Origin of the sequence: Pseudomonas sp. Lz4W (assembly GCF_000346225.2) — a bacterium.
Lineage (GTDB): Bacteria > Pseudomonadota > Gammaproteobacteria > Pseudomonadales > Pseudomonadaceae > Aquipseudomonas > Aquipseudomonas paraversuta.
Genome location: NZ_CP017432.1, coordinates 4,011,231 through 4,026,374, shown reverse-complemented (window position 1 = coordinate 4,026,374; position 15,144 = coordinate 4,011,231). Strand labels below are relative to the sequence as shown.

General features: G+C 60.8%; 14 protein-coding genes. 5 read left to right on the top strand and 9 right to left on the bottom strand.

The features are described 5' to 3' along the window. Nucleotides 1-21 precede the first annotated feature (21 nt). Nucleotides 22-954, bottom strand: a complete 933-nt coding sequence (locus tag B195_RS18400; RefSeq protein WP_003440018.1) for a LysR family transcriptional regulator — start codon at nt 952-954, stop codon at nt 22-24. Nucleotides 955-1,167: 213 nt separating this feature from the next. Between B195_RS18400 and B195_RS18395 the strand changes: the two genes are divergently transcribed. The 4 genes from B195_RS18395 to B195_RS18380 are packed head-to-tail and all read left to right on the top strand — an operon-like array spanning nt 1,168 to nt 5,956. Then, nucleotides 1,168-2,679 (top strand): efflux transporter outer membrane subunit, encoded by a 1,512-nt coding sequence (locus B195_RS18395; protein ID WP_003440021.1) that lies wholly within the window; start codon nt 1,168-1,170, stop codon nt 2,677-2,679. Between the two features lie 23 nt (nt 2,680-2,702). Next, nucleotides 2,703-4,889, top strand: a complete 2,187-nt coding sequence (locus B195_RS18390) for an FUSC family protein (protein ID WP_003440023.1) — start codon at nt 2,703-2,705, stop codon at nt 4,887-4,889. Continuing rightward, nucleotides 4,879-5,079: a DUF1656 domain-containing protein gene (locus B195_RS18385; protein ID WP_003440024.1), complete on the top strand. Its 201-nt coding sequence runs from the start codon at nt 4,879-4,881 to the stop codon at nt 5,077-5,079. The genes B195_RS18390 and B195_RS18385 overlap by 11 nt, the downstream gene beginning before the upstream one ends. Nucleotides 5,080-5,089: 10 nt before the next feature. Next, nucleotides 5,090-5,956: an HlyD family secretion protein gene (locus tag B195_RS18380; protein WP_003440026.1), complete on the top strand. Its 867-nt coding sequence runs from the start codon at nt 5,090-5,092 to the stop codon at nt 5,954-5,956. A 52-nt stretch (nt 5,957-6,008) separates the two neighbouring features. Here B195_RS18380 and B195_RS18375 read toward each other — a convergent pair whose 3' ends face one another. Together B195_RS18375 and B195_RS18370 are read right to left on the bottom strand one after the other, a co-directional pair. Further along, a complete protein-coding gene (locus tag B195_RS18375; RefSeq protein ID WP_003440028.1) occupies nt 6,009-6,404 on the bottom strand; it encodes a DUF4440 domain-containing protein in 396 nt (131 codons plus the stop codon). A 14-nt stretch (nt 6,405-6,418) separates the two neighbouring features. Next, a complete protein-coding gene (locus tag B195_RS18370; protein WP_003440030.1) occupies nt 6,419-7,642 on the bottom strand; it encodes an MFS transporter in 1,224 nt (407 codons plus the stop codon). A gap of 109 nt (nt 7,643-7,751) precedes the next feature. Here B195_RS18370 and B195_RS18365 point away from each other — a divergent pair, with 109 nt between their 5' ends. Further along, a complete protein-coding gene (locus B195_RS18365) occupies nt 7,752-8,636 on the top strand; it encodes a LysR family transcriptional regulator (protein WP_003440032.1) in 885 nt (294 codons plus the stop codon). A 50-nt stretch (nt 8,637-8,686) separates the two neighbouring features. Here the strand turns inward: B195_RS18365 and B195_RS18360 are convergent, their stop codons facing one another. The 6 genes from B195_RS18360 to B195_RS18335 form a co-directional block, all read right to left on the bottom strand. Continuing rightward, nucleotides 8,687-9,505, bottom strand: coding sequence for an SDR family oxidoreductase (locus B195_RS18360; RefSeq protein WP_003440057.1), 819 nt, complete (start codon nt 9,503-9,505; stop codon nt 8,687-8,689). A 10-nt stretch (nt 9,506-9,515) separates the two neighbouring features. Next, nucleotides 9,516-9,980 carry a hypothetical protein gene (locus B195_RS18355; RefSeq protein ID WP_003440059.1) on the bottom strand — a complete coding sequence of 155 codons (465 nt, stop codon included), beginning with the start codon at nt 9,978-9,980 and terminating at the stop codon, nt 9,516-9,518. A gap of 153 nt (nt 9,981-10,133) precedes the next feature. Next, the gene (locus tag B195_RS18350) at nt 10,134-11,585 is read right to left on the bottom strand and encodes a mannose-1-phosphate guanylyltransferase/mannose-6-phosphate isomerase (protein ID WP_003440061.1); all 1,452 of its coding nucleotides are present in this window, start codon (nt 11,583-11,585) and stop codon (nt 10,134-10,136) included. 124 nt (nt 11,586-11,709) lie between these two features. Next, on the bottom strand, nt 11,710-12,366 hold the full coding sequence (locus B195_RS18345) for an alginate O-acetyltransferase AlgF (RefSeq protein WP_037001371.1): 657 nt from the start codon (nt 12,364-12,366) through the stop codon (nt 11,710-11,712). A gap of 31 nt (nt 12,367-12,397) precedes the next feature. After that, nucleotides 12,398-13,576, bottom strand: a complete 1,179-nt coding sequence (locus tag B195_RS18340) for an alginate O-acetyltransferase (protein WP_003440064.1) — start codon at nt 13,574-13,576, stop codon at nt 12,398-12,400. 12 nt (nt 13,577-13,588) lie between these two features. Continuing rightward, nucleotides 13,589-15,139, bottom strand: coding sequence for an MBOAT family protein (locus B195_RS18335; protein WP_003440066.1), 1,551 nt, complete (start codon nt 15,137-15,139; stop codon nt 13,589-13,591). Nucleotides 15,140-15,144 lie beyond the last annotated feature (5 nt).

Sequence of the window (15,144 nt, the reverse complement as noted above, 5' to 3'; positions counted from 1 at the left end):
AATACCTGAAGGTTTCGACTGTCAGCTATAGGTCGCCAGCTCAGTCTGATGGGCTGCCAGAATCTCCGGCAACGACCCGCGCATGTACTCCACCCAGGTTTTGATCTTCGCATCCAGGTACTGGCGCGAGGGGTAGATGGCGTACAGGTTCAGTTCCTGGGAACGGTACTTGGGCAGCATGCGCACCAGGGTGCCGTTGCGCAGACCTTCGATGGCCGCATACACCGGCAAAATGCCGACGCCCATGCCGCTGGTTATGGCGGTTTTCATCGCATCGGCCGAGTTGACCAGAAACGGCGAGGAGTTGATCAAGACCATCTCCTGACCTTCCGGCCCTTCGAATACCCATTTATCCAGCGCGATCACCGGGCTTACCAGGCGCAGGCAGGCGTGGTTGAGCAGGTCGCCGGGCTTGTCCGCGGTGCCATTGGTTTTCACATAGCCGGGGGAGGCGCAGACGATGCTGTAGGTGATGCCCAGACGTTGCGAAACAAACCCGGAATCCGGCAGCTCGCTGGCGAGCACGATGGACACGTCGTAGCCCTCGTTGAGCAAGTCCGGCACGCGGTTGGCCAGGGTCAGGTCGAAGGTCACATCAGGATGGGTCTTGCGATAACGGGCGATGGCGTCGATCACATAGTGCTGACCGATGCCGGTCATGGTGTGCACCTTGAGCTGGCCGGCCGGGCGCGAGTGGGCGTCACTGGCCTCGGCTTCGGCTTCTTCGACATAGGCCAGGATCTGCTCGCAGCGCAACAAATAGCGTTTGCCGGCTTCGGTCAGGGCGATGCGTCGGGTGGTGCGGTTGAGCAGGCGGGTTTGCAGGTGGGCCTCAAGGTTGGAGACCGCGCGCGAGACGTTGGCCGTGGTGGTATCCAGCATGGCAGCCGCGGCGGTGAAACTTCCGGCTTCGGCTACGCAACTGAAGGCGCGCATGTTTTGCAAAGTGTCCATGGAGTGCTCTCAAGTAGGGGCAACGACAACAAGCAGCGACAAATTGTGACACGAAGTTTCAGCGTTTACTGGCAGGTTTGCATAAGACCAACGGATTATCCCAAGAATGGTAATAAAGATTCACATTAATGCCAGCTTATCGCTGCACCTGCCAGAGCCTAGAATTGTGTTCTTCAGTTTTATCCCTCCTTTCTCCCTCAGGTATTTGCAGCAGTGCAACGTCGCATCAGCAGAGAGCTTAAAGCCCTCAGTGTTCTGGCTTTATCGTTGGCATTAAACGGCTGCATCAGCTTCGGTGGTATCGGTCCAAAAGACACGATGCTCGCCGCTAATACTCTGGTCACCGACGAGGCCATTGAAAACGCCGCGCAAGACGCCAACTGGCCCAAGGCTCAATGGTGGCACGCTTATGGCGACCCGCAACTGGATGCCTGGATCAGCCTTGCAGTGCAGGGTAGTCCAACCATGGCCATGGCTGCCGCCCGTGTGCGTCAGGCCCGGGCCATGGCCGGGATCGCCGAGTCGGCGCAGTCGCTGCAGATCAATGGCGACTCGACGCTCAAACGCCACAACTGGCCGTCTGACCAATTCTATGGCCCCGGTGAGCTGGACAATTCCACCACCTGGGACAACAACGCGGCATTGGGCTTCAGTTTTTCCCTCGACCTGTGGGGCCGCGACAGCAACACCACCGAACAGGCCGTGGACATGGCGCACATGAGCGTCGCCGAAGCGCGCCAGGCGCAACTTGAATTGCAGAACAACGTGATTCGCGCCTATATCCAGTTGTCCCTGCACTTTGCCCAGCTCGACATCATCGAGTCGACCCTGCACCAGCAAGAGCAGATCCTCGATCTGGCGCAAAAGCGTCTGGACGGCGGCATCGGCACGCATTTCGAAGTCAGCCAGGCGCAAGCCCCGCTGCCCGAAATCCATCGCCAGATCGACGCCCGGGAAGAAGAAATCGCCCTCACCCGCAACCAGCTGGCCGCCCTGGCGGGCAAAGGCCCGGGGGAGGGTGCTCGTCTCAAGCGGCCGGTGCTGGCGCTCAATACCGCACTCAAACTGCCTTCCAGGCTGCCGGCCGAACTGCTGGGCCAGCGTCCGGACGTGGTGGCCAGCCGCTGGGAAGTGGCGGCCCAGGCCCGTGGCATTGACGTGGCCCATGCCGACTTCTATCCCAACGTCGACCTGGTGGCCAGTCTTGGCTTCATGGCCACCGGTGGCGGCGCCCTGGAGTTTCTGAGCGCGAAAAAACTCAACTACAACGTCGGCCCGGCGATTTCGCTGCCGATCTTTGATGGCGGCCGCCTGCGCTCGCAACTGGGTGTGGCTGCCAGCGGTTATGACATGGCCACAGCTAAGTACAACCAGACCCTGGTCACTGCGCTCAAGGGCATTTCCGATCAGTTGATCAAGCGCGAGTCCATGGACAAGCAGCAGGTGTTCGCCGCCGAGTCGGTTGCGGCAGCACAGAAAACCTATGACATCGCCATGCTTGCCTATCAGCGCGGCCTCACCGACTACCTCAACGTTCTCAACGCGCAAACCCTGCTGTTCCGTCAGCAGCAAGTGCAGCAGCAGGTCCAGGCCGCACGCCTGGTTGCCCATGCCGAGTTGGTGACAGCGCTGGGTGGCGGCCTTGGTGCCGGCAGCGATGTGCCGAAACAAGATCGTTACGTGCCCGACAAACCGCCAGCTGTCATGGCGCCGTTTGTACATTGATGCTCAACCCCGAGAGCCTGTAAATGAACCACTTGCCCGCCCCGGTACGCTGGCTGTATTCCCTGGAATGGCGCCGTGGCTTCTATGACTGGGCGCGCAGCGATGGCGTGACCTGGGTGCACATTTTCAAAGTATTGGTCGCGGCCTTTTTGACCCTGTGGCTGGCCATGCGCCTTGAGCTGCCACAGCCACGCACCGCGATGATCACCGTATTTATCGTGATGCAACCGCAAAGTGGCCAGGTGTTCGCCAAAAGTTTTTACCGGTTTTTGGGCACCCTGACCGGCTCGGCGGTGATGGTCGCGCTGATCGCTTTGTTTGCTCAGAACACCGTGTTGTTCCTTGGCTCGCTGGCGATCTGGGTCGGCATCTGCTCGGCCGGCGCGGCCCGTTGCCGTAACTTCCGGGCCTATGGTTTTGTCCTGGCCGGTTACACCGCAGCGATGGTCGGCCTGCCCGCACTGGCCCATCCCGATGGCGCCTTTATGGCCGCGGTCTGGCGAGTGCTGGAAATCTCCCTGGGCATCCTCTGTTCTACGGTGGTTAGTGCTGCGATCTTGCCCAAGACCGCAGGCGCGGCCATGCATGACGCGCTGTACAAACGCTTTGGGGTCTTCGCCGGTTTTGTGGCTGAAGGCCTGCGGGGGCAGTCCTCGCAAGAGGAGTATGAAGCCAGCAACGTGCGTTTTATCGCCGAGAGTGTTGGCCTGGAAGGCATGCGCAGCGTAACGGTGTTTGAAGACCCGCACATGCGTCGTCGCAGTGGCCGTTTGAGTCGTTTGAACAGTGAGTTCATGGCCATCACCACCCGCTTCAATGCTCTGCACCAATTGCTTGCGCGTCTTCGTAGCCGCGGTGTGGTGCAAGTGGTATCGGCCATCGAACCGGAACTGGAATTGCTCGCGCAGTTGCTCGAGACCTACGCCGGGCGCTCGTTGACGGACAAGGACGCGGTGCTGCTGGCCGAGCAGCTGGAGACATTCAAGGCCGGCCTGCCGGGGCATGTGCGTGCACTGCGGGTGAGCTTCCTTGAAACCGATCCGGGCCCTTCGGATTTCCTGGACTTCAACACGGCCTATGAACTGTTGTTCCGCTTTGTTGACGACCTGCACAACTACGCACAGACCCACGCCTCGCTGGTCGATCACACCCACGAGCGGGAGCGTTGGGACCAACCCTTCATCTCGCAAACCAACTGGTGGTCGGCGGCCGCCTCGGGGATTCGGGCAGCGTTCATTCTGGTGGTGCTCGGCACCTACTGGGTGATGACGGCCTGGCCCAGCGGCGCCACCATGACCCTGATTGCCGCTGCTACCGTGGGGTTGTCCGCAGCCACCCCCAACCCCAAACGCATGGCGTTCCAGATGGCCTGCGGCACCTTTATCGGTGCGTTGGTGGGCTTTGTCGAAATGTTCTTCGTACTGCCCCGCATCGACGGTTTCCCGCTGTTGTGCCTGGTACTGGCGCCGGTGATCATATTTGGCTCGTTCCTCACCTCGCGGGCCAAATACGCCGGGGTTGGCCTGGGCTTGCTGATCTTTTTCAGTACCGGCTCGGTTCCGGACAACCTGACGATCTACAACCCGTACCAGTTCATCAATGACTACATCGCGATGGTGCTGGGCATGCTGGTCTGCGCGGCAGCGGGGGCGATCATTCTGCCGCCCAACAGCCGCTGGTTATGGAGCCGTCTGGAGCAGGACCTGCGCGAGCAGGTGGTGTACGCCATCAGCGGCAAGTTGCGCGGTCTGGGTTCCAGCCTGGAAAGCCGTACCCGCGACCTGATGCACCAGGCCTATGGTCTGGCTGCCGGTCAGCCCAAGGTGCAGCGCCAATTGTTGCGCTGGATGTTTGTGGTGCTGGAAGTCGGCCACGCGATCATCGAGTTGCGCAAGGAGCAGGCAATTCTGCCTGTGCATCCGGCCTACGCCGAGTCTCAGCCATGGCGGCAGGCCATCCGGGTGATGGGCCGGGCGCTGGTGCGTCTGTTCATCGCGCCCAGTAACAGCAACCTTGAACGTGCACTGATTGCGGTTGATCACGCCATCGGCCGGGTTCAGGCCACCGATGAACCGTTCGCTCGTAACTTTGATACCTCGGCGCTGGTCCGGGTGCAGAGCTACCTGCACTTTATCCGTACCTCTCTGCTTGATCCGCAATCGCCGCTGGCGGCCTACGCCCGGCCGCAAGGAACTGAACATGCCTCGTGAAATCGCCTTCCACGGCGTCTACATGCCCAGTATGACCCTGATGTTTTTTATCGCGGCGGGGTTGGCATGGGGCTTTGACCGACTGATTTCCGGTTACGACCTGTACCGCTTCTTCTGGCACCCGGCGCTGCTGCGCCTGAGCCTGTTTGCTTGTCTTTTTGGCGCCATGGCGCTCACTGTTTACCGTTGAGACCGATCCGATGAAAAAGTTTTTCAGCCTGCTTGCCACCTTGCTGGTTCTGGCCCTTGCCATATGGATCGGCCGCACCCTCTGGGAGCATTACATGAATACCCCCTGGACCCGTGATGGTCGGGTGCGGGCCGATATTATCAACGTTGCTGCCGACGTTAACGGCTACGTGGTCGGGGTACCGGTCAAGGACAACCAGTTGGTGAAAAAGGGCGATGTTCTGCTGGAAATCGACCCCGAGCACTACCAGATCATGGTCAAGCAGGCGCAATCGCTGGTGGCGTCTCGCAAGGCCACCTGGGAGATGCGCAAGGTCAATGCCCATCGCCGGGCAGACATGGACAGCATGGTGATCTCCCGCGAGAACCGCGACGACGCCAGCAACATCGCCGACTCGGCCCTGGCCGATTACCAGCACGCCCTGGCCCAGCTGGACGCGGCGCAACTGGACCTCAAGCGGACCAAGGTACTGGCTACGGTGGACGGTTACGTGACCAACCTCAATGTGCATCGCGGTGACTATGCACGGGTCGGCGATCCGAAAATGGCGGTGATCGACATGGACTCGTTCTGGGTTTATGGCTTCTTCGAAGAAACCAAACTGCCGCACATTCGCGTGGGCGACAAAGCCGACCTGCAGATGATGAGCGGCGAAGTATTGAAGGGCCATGTTGAAAGCATTTCCCGGGGCATCTACGACCGCGACAACCCCGAGAGCCGGGAGCTGGTGGCCGACGTTAACCCTACATTCAACTGGGTGCGCCTGGCGCAGCGGGTACCGGTGCGGATCCACATCGACGAAATCCCCGACGGCTTCCTGCTGGCAGCGGGCACCACCTGCACGGTGATCGTGCAGCAGGATGCAGCAGCGCAATAATGTTTTTTTGTGGGAGCTGGCTTGCCAGCTCCCACAGGGCCTGCCCGGGGTATCAATCCGAGCTGAAGGTCTCATGCAAATGGCGCCACAGCACCTTGGCACTGGCGTCCTTTTCAAACACCACGGTGGCGCGTCGATCGGTACGGTTGCCGTTGTGTTCCTCTTGCAACTCGCGGTAGCTGACCACCGCGCCGTCCCCATACAGGGCGATGCCCTTGAAGTCACTCAGGGTGATCTTCAGCCCCGGACGGGCACCGCGCAGCTGTTCAAACAGCGCCTCTACAGCGTTCGCATCCAGCTCTTTGCCGCTGGGCGTGATCATCGAAAACTGCTCTGAAAAACGCCCGAGCAAGGTGGGCAGCACCCCAGGCTCAAGTCCGGAAAACCAGCCTTCAATCTCGACGTGGGTTTCGGTTACAAGGTCGAAGTAGCGCGAATAGTCAGTCATCAATTTCTCTTCGGTCAGGGTGCCAGCAACGCCAGCACGCGTGGGGTATTGAGGCGTAACACTGCAAACAGCGGCAACAGGGTCAACGCGGCGCCGATGGCAAAGCATAGGGCAAAGGCGCGGGGCGTCGAGGTGAGCGCGGTCAAAGCCGCGAACAGGCCCATCATCAACGCCGGGCCGAGCAGAAAACTCAACTGCCGGTTGATATTCCACAGCGCGCTGGCATGGCCCATGCGCTGGGCACTGACATCAATAAACGCGGTGTTTTGCGCGGTACTGCTGCACAGGCTGCCGCCAAAGCCAATGAGTCCGTACAGCGCCATCGTCTGCCATGTGCTTGATGCATCCACCTGGATCAACAGCGCAATACCCGCTGCCTGGGCCGTCATGCCCAGCAGGAGCAGGGGTTTTGGCCCGAGGCGATTGAATTGATAGCGGCTCAGGCTAATGCCCAGGGCCGAGGTCAGTGCCCACGGCAGCATCAGGGCCCCGGTCTGCGCGGGGCTTAAACCCGATTGGTGAAAATACAAAATACTCACCAGCTGGGTGCCGATAAAAATCCCGGGGATGAACAGATAAGTGAGCATCGCCACCCGCAACAACGGGCTTTTCAGCAAGCCCCCCATGCTCCGGGCTCCGGTTGCCAGGCTGTGGTAATTCAGCGTCGGGCGTGGGGTCGGGGGCGACTCTGATTTGAGCCAGCAGCCGGCCAGCAACAGCGCCAGTAACGCCAGCGGCAAGTTGGCATAAAACACCCAGCGCCATGACCATGCCTCCACGATCCGCCCACCCAGGGTCGGCGACAGCGCGGGCACCAACAACGCCACCAGCAAAATCACCGAGGTCAGGCGAGCCCGTTCGCGTACGGGGAAATGCCGATAGACCATGGCCTGGCCGACCGGAATCAATAACCCGCCGCCCAGCCCCTGCAGCAGGCGCCAGCCAATCAGCGCCTCAATCGAGCCTGCCTGCGCCACGCCCCATGACGCCAGGCTGAACAGCAAGAGCGAGGCCATGATCAGGCGCTTTTCGCCAAACACTGCCGCCAGCCACACGCCGGGGATGATGACCAGGGTCAGGCCGAGCATGTAGGCATTGCCGACCCAGCCCAGCTGGCTGACCGAAGCCTGCAGTTGCTGGCTGATGTCGGGGTAGGCAATGGCGGCGGCGAACATGTTCAGCAGATCCAGTGCGAAGCCCAGTAAATACACCAGGGCGATTTTATTGCGATAGGCCATGACCGGCTCCTTGATTGCGCCGGGCACAGTAGGCTGCTTTTGCGATTGGAGGAACGGCGTCCGGGCTGCTAGATTGTCAAAATTATTTTGACAATGGGCGGTATTCAGCATGGTCAGTCTCGATCGATTCGACACCTTCAAAGCTGTGGTCGAAGCCGGTTCCCTGACCGCCGCCGCCGATTTGCTGGGCCAGACCCGCGCGGTGGTGAGCTTTAATATCAAGCGGCTGGAGGCCGAGCTGGGGGTGACCCTGCTCACGCGCAACACCCGGCGGCTGGCGCTGACCGAGGCCGGCGAGCGTTTTTATCTGCACTGCCTGAGCATGCTGGAAGCCGCGCAACTGGCGATAGACGAAGCCCGCAGCGAACACACCGAGCTCAAGGGCACATTACGCATTACCACCACTGTGGAATATGCACTGGCCAAGGTGGTGCCGGCGCTGGAGCTGTTTCGCGACCTGCACCGCGATCTCAAGGTGCAGTTGTCCACTTCATCGACCCACGCAGACTTGATCTCCGAGCGTTTTGACGTGGCCTTGCGGCTCGGCCGGGTGGTGGACTCCAGCCATCGGGCCGTGCAATTGAGTACTTTCGCTATTCTGCCCGTGGCCTCACCGGCATTTGTCGCCAGCGTGGCGCCCATCGACTCCGTGCATGCCCTTGAGCAGACCCCGTGGCTGGAGCACGGGCGGGTCGGGGAGTTGAGTATCAGCCATGTCGGTCATGCAGCGACTCAGGCCTATCAACCCAATCCCGCCAGGGCGCGGATCAAGGCCGACAATTCCTCGGTGTTACGCGCCTTTGCCCTGACCGGGCAGGGCGTGGCGATCCTGCCCGACTGGCTGATCGAAGACGACTTGCGCACCGGCCGCCTGATTCACCTGCTGCCTGAATGGCAACTGACCCGCCAGGGGGTGTACGCCCTGTATCCCGATACCCGCCATCTGCCGCTCAAAGTGCGGGTGTTTATCGATTTCATGAAACACCAGAGCTAAAAAACGGCAGGCGCGAGCCTCTAAAGCTCGCTCCTACAGGTGACAGTTCTTCAGTTCCCGGTATTTAACCCGAACCGCTTCATGAGGATTTTTTGCAGCAGGCAGCCCGGCAGCAACGCGGCCAGCAGCGGCAGGGCACGGCTGCCATTGCCGTAACGCAATAGCGCCGGCGGCCTGGTTTTTTGCGTGGCGTTGAACACCGCTTCGGCAAGCGCTGCCACCGGCGTCGGCTTGTCTTGTGAAGCCCTGGCGCGAGCGCGGATACCTTCACGCATCGGCCACCAGGGCGAATCCTGGGCAATCAGCACTTCAGCCTCGGCGCAGGCATTGCTGGCGAACGAGGTATCGATGGCGCCGGGCTGTACTTCCAGCACGCGAATGCCAAAGGGGGCCAGTTCCATGCGCAGGGCATCGCTCAGGGCGTGCACGGCGGCTTTCGAGGCGCAGTAGGCTCCGGCAAACGGAGTGACCAGCACCCCGGAAACGCTGCCTATGTTCACCACCAGTCCGTTGTTGCGGCGCAATGCCGGAAACAGGGCACGGGTGACGCCGACCACGGAAAAAACATTGGTTTCAAACTGGCGCTGCATGCCCTCGACGCCGGCATCGAGCACCGGACCCATGGCGCCATAACCGGCGTTGTTGATCAGCATGTCCAGACCGTCATCGGCCAGACGTTCGGCCAGGAGCGCCAGCGCTGGCGGATCATTCACATCCAGTTGCACCGCGTTAAACCCGGCCGTGGCCAGTCGGGCCACATCTTGCGGTTTGCGGGCACAGGCCCAGACCTCATGGCCGGCCTTGTGGAAGACATCGGCCAGCGCGCGGCCAATGCCACTGGAACAACCGGTGATCAAGACACGGGGCATCAAAAAATCCTTAGTTGGAAAAGCTGCCTTGCAGGCGCTCTGCGCGAAATTCCAGGGTCTGCGGGCGATAGCCGGCGCGCAAGGTCGGCATGGGCAAACAGTCATGCCAGCTCGCAGCGCCTTGCAGCTCGCCGGGTCCGCGATAGCGCGGGGCAGTGTAGAGGTTGTCGGCGAGGTTGACGGTATCGCCCGGAGCATAGGCCGCGATACGCCAGCTCAGCTCGATCAGCGGTACGTCATTGCCATTGCGCAGGGTAACAGAGAGGGGGCGGTCAGCCGGGCATTCGCCGGGGGCATAAGTAATGCGCAGCTCAAGCCGTGCCAGTTGCCGGGCTTCGCGGTTGTCCAGCCACGCCACTGAGGCTGCCACCAGACCCAGGCCGATCACTGCCGCCAGCGACACCGGCAAGGCCTTGGACGGATAGCGCAGCAGCAGGATGAGCCAGGTGAAGATCAGTAAAACGCCGATAAGCATGACGCTCGCCTTGACTGAAGATGAGCTGTCAGCATGAGGGGTGAAGCGCGCGGCATCAAGCACGATGCCGCTCTGCGGCACTTGTAATCGCTGCCGCAGGCTGCGAGGTCTTTTGTTCGCCGCAGAGCCGAAAGCAATGGCCTGCGGCAGCGACTACTGGGCGATGGTCTTGATCGACACGCCACGGCCCACTGGCGTCGAGCGTCCGTATACATCTTCAAAGCGCTCGATGTCGTCTTCGCCCAGATAGCTGCCGGACTGCACTTCGATGATTTCCAGGGCGATTTTCCCCGGGTTGCGCAGGCGGTGGACCGAGGCAATCGGGATATAGGTCGACTGGTTTTCGGTGAGCAGGAACACGTTCTCGTCGCAGGTCACCTCTGCCGTGCCCGAAACCACGATCCAGTGCTCGGCGCGGTGGTGGTGCATTTGCAGCGACAGGCAGGCGCCGGGCTTGACCGAAATATGTTTGACCTGGAACCGCCCGCCCATGTCCACCGAGTCATAGGAGCCCCACGGACGATAGACCTCGCAGTGGTTCTGGGTTTCGCTGCGGCCTTGTTTGTTCAGGGTGTTGACCATCTGTTTGACCCCCTGAACCTTGTCCTTGTGGGCGATCATCATTGCGTCTTTGGTTTCCACCACCACAATGCTGTCCAGACCGATCACCGATACCAGTTTGCCGTTGCCGTGGATCATGCAGTTGGTACTGTCCTGAATGACCACATCGCCCTTGCAGACGTTGCCGTTGACGTCTTTTTCATTGACGTCCCACAGCGATGACCAGCAGCCCACGTCACTCCAGCCTGCGGTCAGCGGGACAACACAGGCGCGCAGGGTTTTTTCCATCACGGCATAGTCGATGGAGTTGTCCGGGCAGCAGGCGAAGGTGGCGTCGTCGATGTCGATGGTGTCGACATCCTGCTGGCTGCGCTCCAGGGTCAGCACACAGGTGTCATAGATATCCGGCTCATGCTGTTTGAGCTCTTCGAGAAAGCGGCTGGCGCGGAACAGAAACATGCCGCTGTTCCAGAAATAGCCGCCGCTTTTGACAAACTCGGCAGCGCGTTTGGCATCAGGTTTTTCGACGAAGGAAGCGACCCGGCTGACGCCTTCGGGCAGTAAGCCGTCGGCTGCGGACTTGATATAGCCGTAGCCGGTTTCAGGCTTGAGGGCCGGCACGCCGAACAACACCATTTCGCCGCGCTCGGCGGCCACGGTGGCCAGGGCCAGCGCCCGTTGCAGGGCTTTCTGGTCTTCCAGTACGTGGTCGGCGGGCAGTACCAGCATCAACTCGTCGCGGCCTTCATTGATCAGCATCATCGCCGTCAACGCCACGGCGGGCGCGGTGTTGCGCCCGAAAGGTTCCATGAGGATGCGCTGGGTCTCGAGCCTGCGGTTGGCCAATTGCTCATTGACGATAAAACGGTGGTCTTTGTTGCACACCACGATCGGCGCCTGCATGCCTTCGAATACCAGGCGTTCGAGGGTTTGCTGGAACAGGGTCTGCTCGCCGGTCAGGGCCAGAAACTGCTTGGGAAACTGCTTGCGCGACAAAGGCCACAGACGCGAACCGCTACCACCAGAAAGAATTACCGGAATCATGTTGTCTCTCCAAATCTGAAAAAGGTTTTCCCCGTAGGAGCGAGCTTGCCTCGCGATTTTTTGATTGTTGAAACAACATCAAAAGATCGCGAACAAGCTCACTCCTACAGACAAGGGCAGGCTTTTAGCGGGTCGAAACCGGGCGCTTTACCCAGGTCGGCGAGACGCTGGCGCCGCTGCCGATGACGTACAGCACGGCGGCTTCACCGCGTTCCAGGGCTACAGGCTTGAGATCGGTGATTTTTTGCTCGCCATCGAACAGCGCAAAGCTGACCTTGACCGGGTTGATCTCGCGCTCGCCCCGGCCCTTGGCGGCCACGGCCTTGACCACCTCGGTCTTGCCGTCTGCGGTTTTCAGGGTCAGGGTTTTATCGGTGAGGTTCTGCACCCGCACCAGGGACTTCTGTTTGTTCTTGAACGGTGGTTCTTCAATCAATTGCGGCTGGCCGCTGGCGCTGTTGACCAGGGTGTAATAGTGATCGGCGGCCAGTTGCACCGACAGGTTCTGACTGCCGACTTTGGCGCTGTAATCACCCTGGGGCATAAAGCTGAACTCGCTGCTGCCCTGGGCGGGCACGTCATCGAGGGCGGTGTTGCCCACGGTGGCACTGACTTGCTGGGGGCTGGCGTTGAAAATACGCACAAAGCTCGAGCCCTTCGGCGCAACCGGGCCGTAGAGGGCGGCATCACCGCCGGCCAAGGCTTGCATTGAGAGCAGGCTCATGCCCGCAACCAGCGCGAGGGATTTGGCGAGACGACGTGGAGCAGGTGTAAACGGCATGGCTTTGAATGACATCAGTAGTACCTCTCTTTCAGTTTTGCGCCCGGTCGGGCGTCTCGGATTCAGCAGTGTTCTGTGCGACTTGCGGTTGGCGGCCGGTGGCCTGTTTCAGACTCGCGACCCACTGCGGGTCGGCGTCGCCAATCTCGTTGTCCACCGGCAGGTAACGCTCGGGGAATTCCCAGATCAGCACCTGGGGCGGGCTGTTTTTGAACCCATCGCTCTGCAGGTAAGCGAGCATCGGCAGGATCGGCCCGTGGCCGTCTGTGGAGTCATTGATCACATCACTGCGCAGCGCCTGTTTCAGGGCGCCGACAAAGTTCCAGTTGGGGTTGGCGCTGTAGCTGGTACCCACCAGCGTCACCGGCACTTCGCTGTCGGTGAACAATGAATCTTCGCTGTCAGCAGCCGATTCGGCGGGGCGGGTGCTGCGTTTTTCCAGGGGTTCGGACGGCGGCAGCAGGTTGCTGAACAACGGGTCCAGTGGCAGGAACCGCTCCAGGTCGCCGTTGTGTTGCACAACTTTTTGCGCCTGGGTCACAAACTGTTGCGGGCTGCCGCTGAGGGGGAATTGCTCGGCAATCGAAGCCCCCAGTTGTTGGGCCGCAATCAGTGCGCCGTCCGGCGTCCAGTGCGTGTCGGTACGCAAGAACACCTGGGCCCCGGCCTGCTTGGCCTGTTGCAGCGGGCCCAGCAGGTCTGGCGCCAGCACCTTGCTGGCGGCCAGGCGGGCATGGAAGTCACGGTACAGATCGGCATAAATGGCGGCCGGGCGCTGCTCACCCATATGTTCGGGATACAGGCGCACCTTGGTCGGCACCACGGCCATTACCAGTTTGATCCCGCGTTCCTCGAGGGTCCGGCGCACGCCCTCAACCAGGGCATAGTTGTCTGCCACGTGCTGCTCGGCATCGGGCCACGGCTTGAACTCCTCGTCGCTGTACAGCCATTGATCGCGGCCCAGCACCACGCCGGGGCGACCTTCGTTGAACAGGGTGAAATCCAGTGCTGCCCAGAGGTTGGTGCCCAGACGCTTGATCGGGAATTCATCGTTGTAACGGGTTTCGACGGCTTTGCTCCAGCGACCGTTGAGTACGGTGTCTTTGTCGGTGGTGTTGAAACCGATGAAGCTGCGCGTGGCCAGCAGCCCCAGGCCCACCAGCAGGCCGCAGAAGAAGGTGACGTAGAGGATGCGTAAAGTCCGGTTCATGGTCGGCTCCCCTTAGAACTGGAAGTAGAGGAACGGCGAAAAGCTTTGCGCCGAAAGTTTGAGAATCGAGGCGATGAACAGCAGCACGATCAGGCTGCGCATGGCGTAGCGCGGCCAGTCAGCGACCCAGTACGGCGGTTGCACAGTGGCCTCGGTGCCCTGGGTATAACCGGGCAGGTGCAGGCTGCCCGGCACATCGCCGGGGACGGCCTTGATCAGGCCCGGTTGCGCGGTGGCAGGGCCGTCGGCGTCTGTTTTGCCGGCTGTTTTTGGCGTGTTGTACAGGTCGCGCAGGCCGAAAAAGGCCAGGGTCAGGTAGGCAACGATCAGGGTGGCAACCTGCAGGCCGGTGAGGTTGGCGCTGTTGAGTTCCGACAGTGACCACTGGCCGAAGCTGAACATGGCGCCATACATGCGAGCGGCGACGTGCAGGTTTTCGGAGCGGAAAATCACCCAGCCCAGCACCACGATGAAGAAGGTCAGTACCCAGCGGATCGGGTTCAGGGCCCGGGGATTGGTGTTCAGGCCCAGGGCTTTTTCCAGCGCCAGCCACAGCCCGTGCCAGGCCCCCCACAGGATGTAGGTGATGTTGGCGCCGTGCCACAAACCGCCGAGCAGCATGGTCAGGAACAGGTTGCGGTAGGTGGTCAGCGTGCCTTTGCGATTGCCGCCCAGGGTGATGTACAGGTAATCACGCAGCCAGGTGGACAGGCTGATGTGCCAGCGGCGCCAGAACTCGGTGATCGACTGGCTGATGTAGGGCTGTTTGAAGTTTTCCATAAAACGGAAACCCATCATCAAGCCCAGGCCGATCGCCATGTCGCTGTAACCGGAGAAGTCGAAGTACAGTTGCGCGGTGTACGCCAGCGCGCCGAGCCAGGCATCACCGGTGGTCGGGTCCTGCAGGGCAAAACAGTGATCGGCGACCACTGCCAGGGTGTCGGCGATGAACACCTTCTTGATAAAGCCCTGCATGAACCGCGTGGCGCCCTCGCTGAATTTATCCAGGGTGTGGGTGCGGTTGTTGAACTGGTCGGCCAGGTCGCGAAAGCGCAGCACGGGACCGGCAATCAGGTGCGGGAAGATCGCCACAAAGGCGGCAAAGTCGATGAGGTTGCGGGTAGCGGGGGTGTCACCGCGGTACACGTCGATGATGTAGCTGATGGACTCGAAGATGTAGAACGAGATCCCTATGGGCAGCAGTACGTTGGTCAGGATAAACGGGTCGAGGCCGACCGAACTCATCATGGCGTTGATGCTGTCGACGCCAAAGTTGGCGTACTTGAAGTAGCCCAGAATCGCCAGGTCGACCACTACCCCGAGCAACAGCCAGCGCTGGGCAGGTTTGGTGCGCACCCCGGCGGCCCCGACTTTGAGGCCGATCCAGTAGTTCCAGAGGGTGACGGCGATAAACAGTGCCAGGAAATCCACCCGCCACCAGGCGTAGAACCCATAGCTGGCGAGCAGCAGCAGCAGATTGCGATAGCGTTGCCCGCTCAAGTAATACAGCGCCAGAAATACTGGCAAGAACATAAACAGGAACACATTGGATGAAAAAACCATCCTGA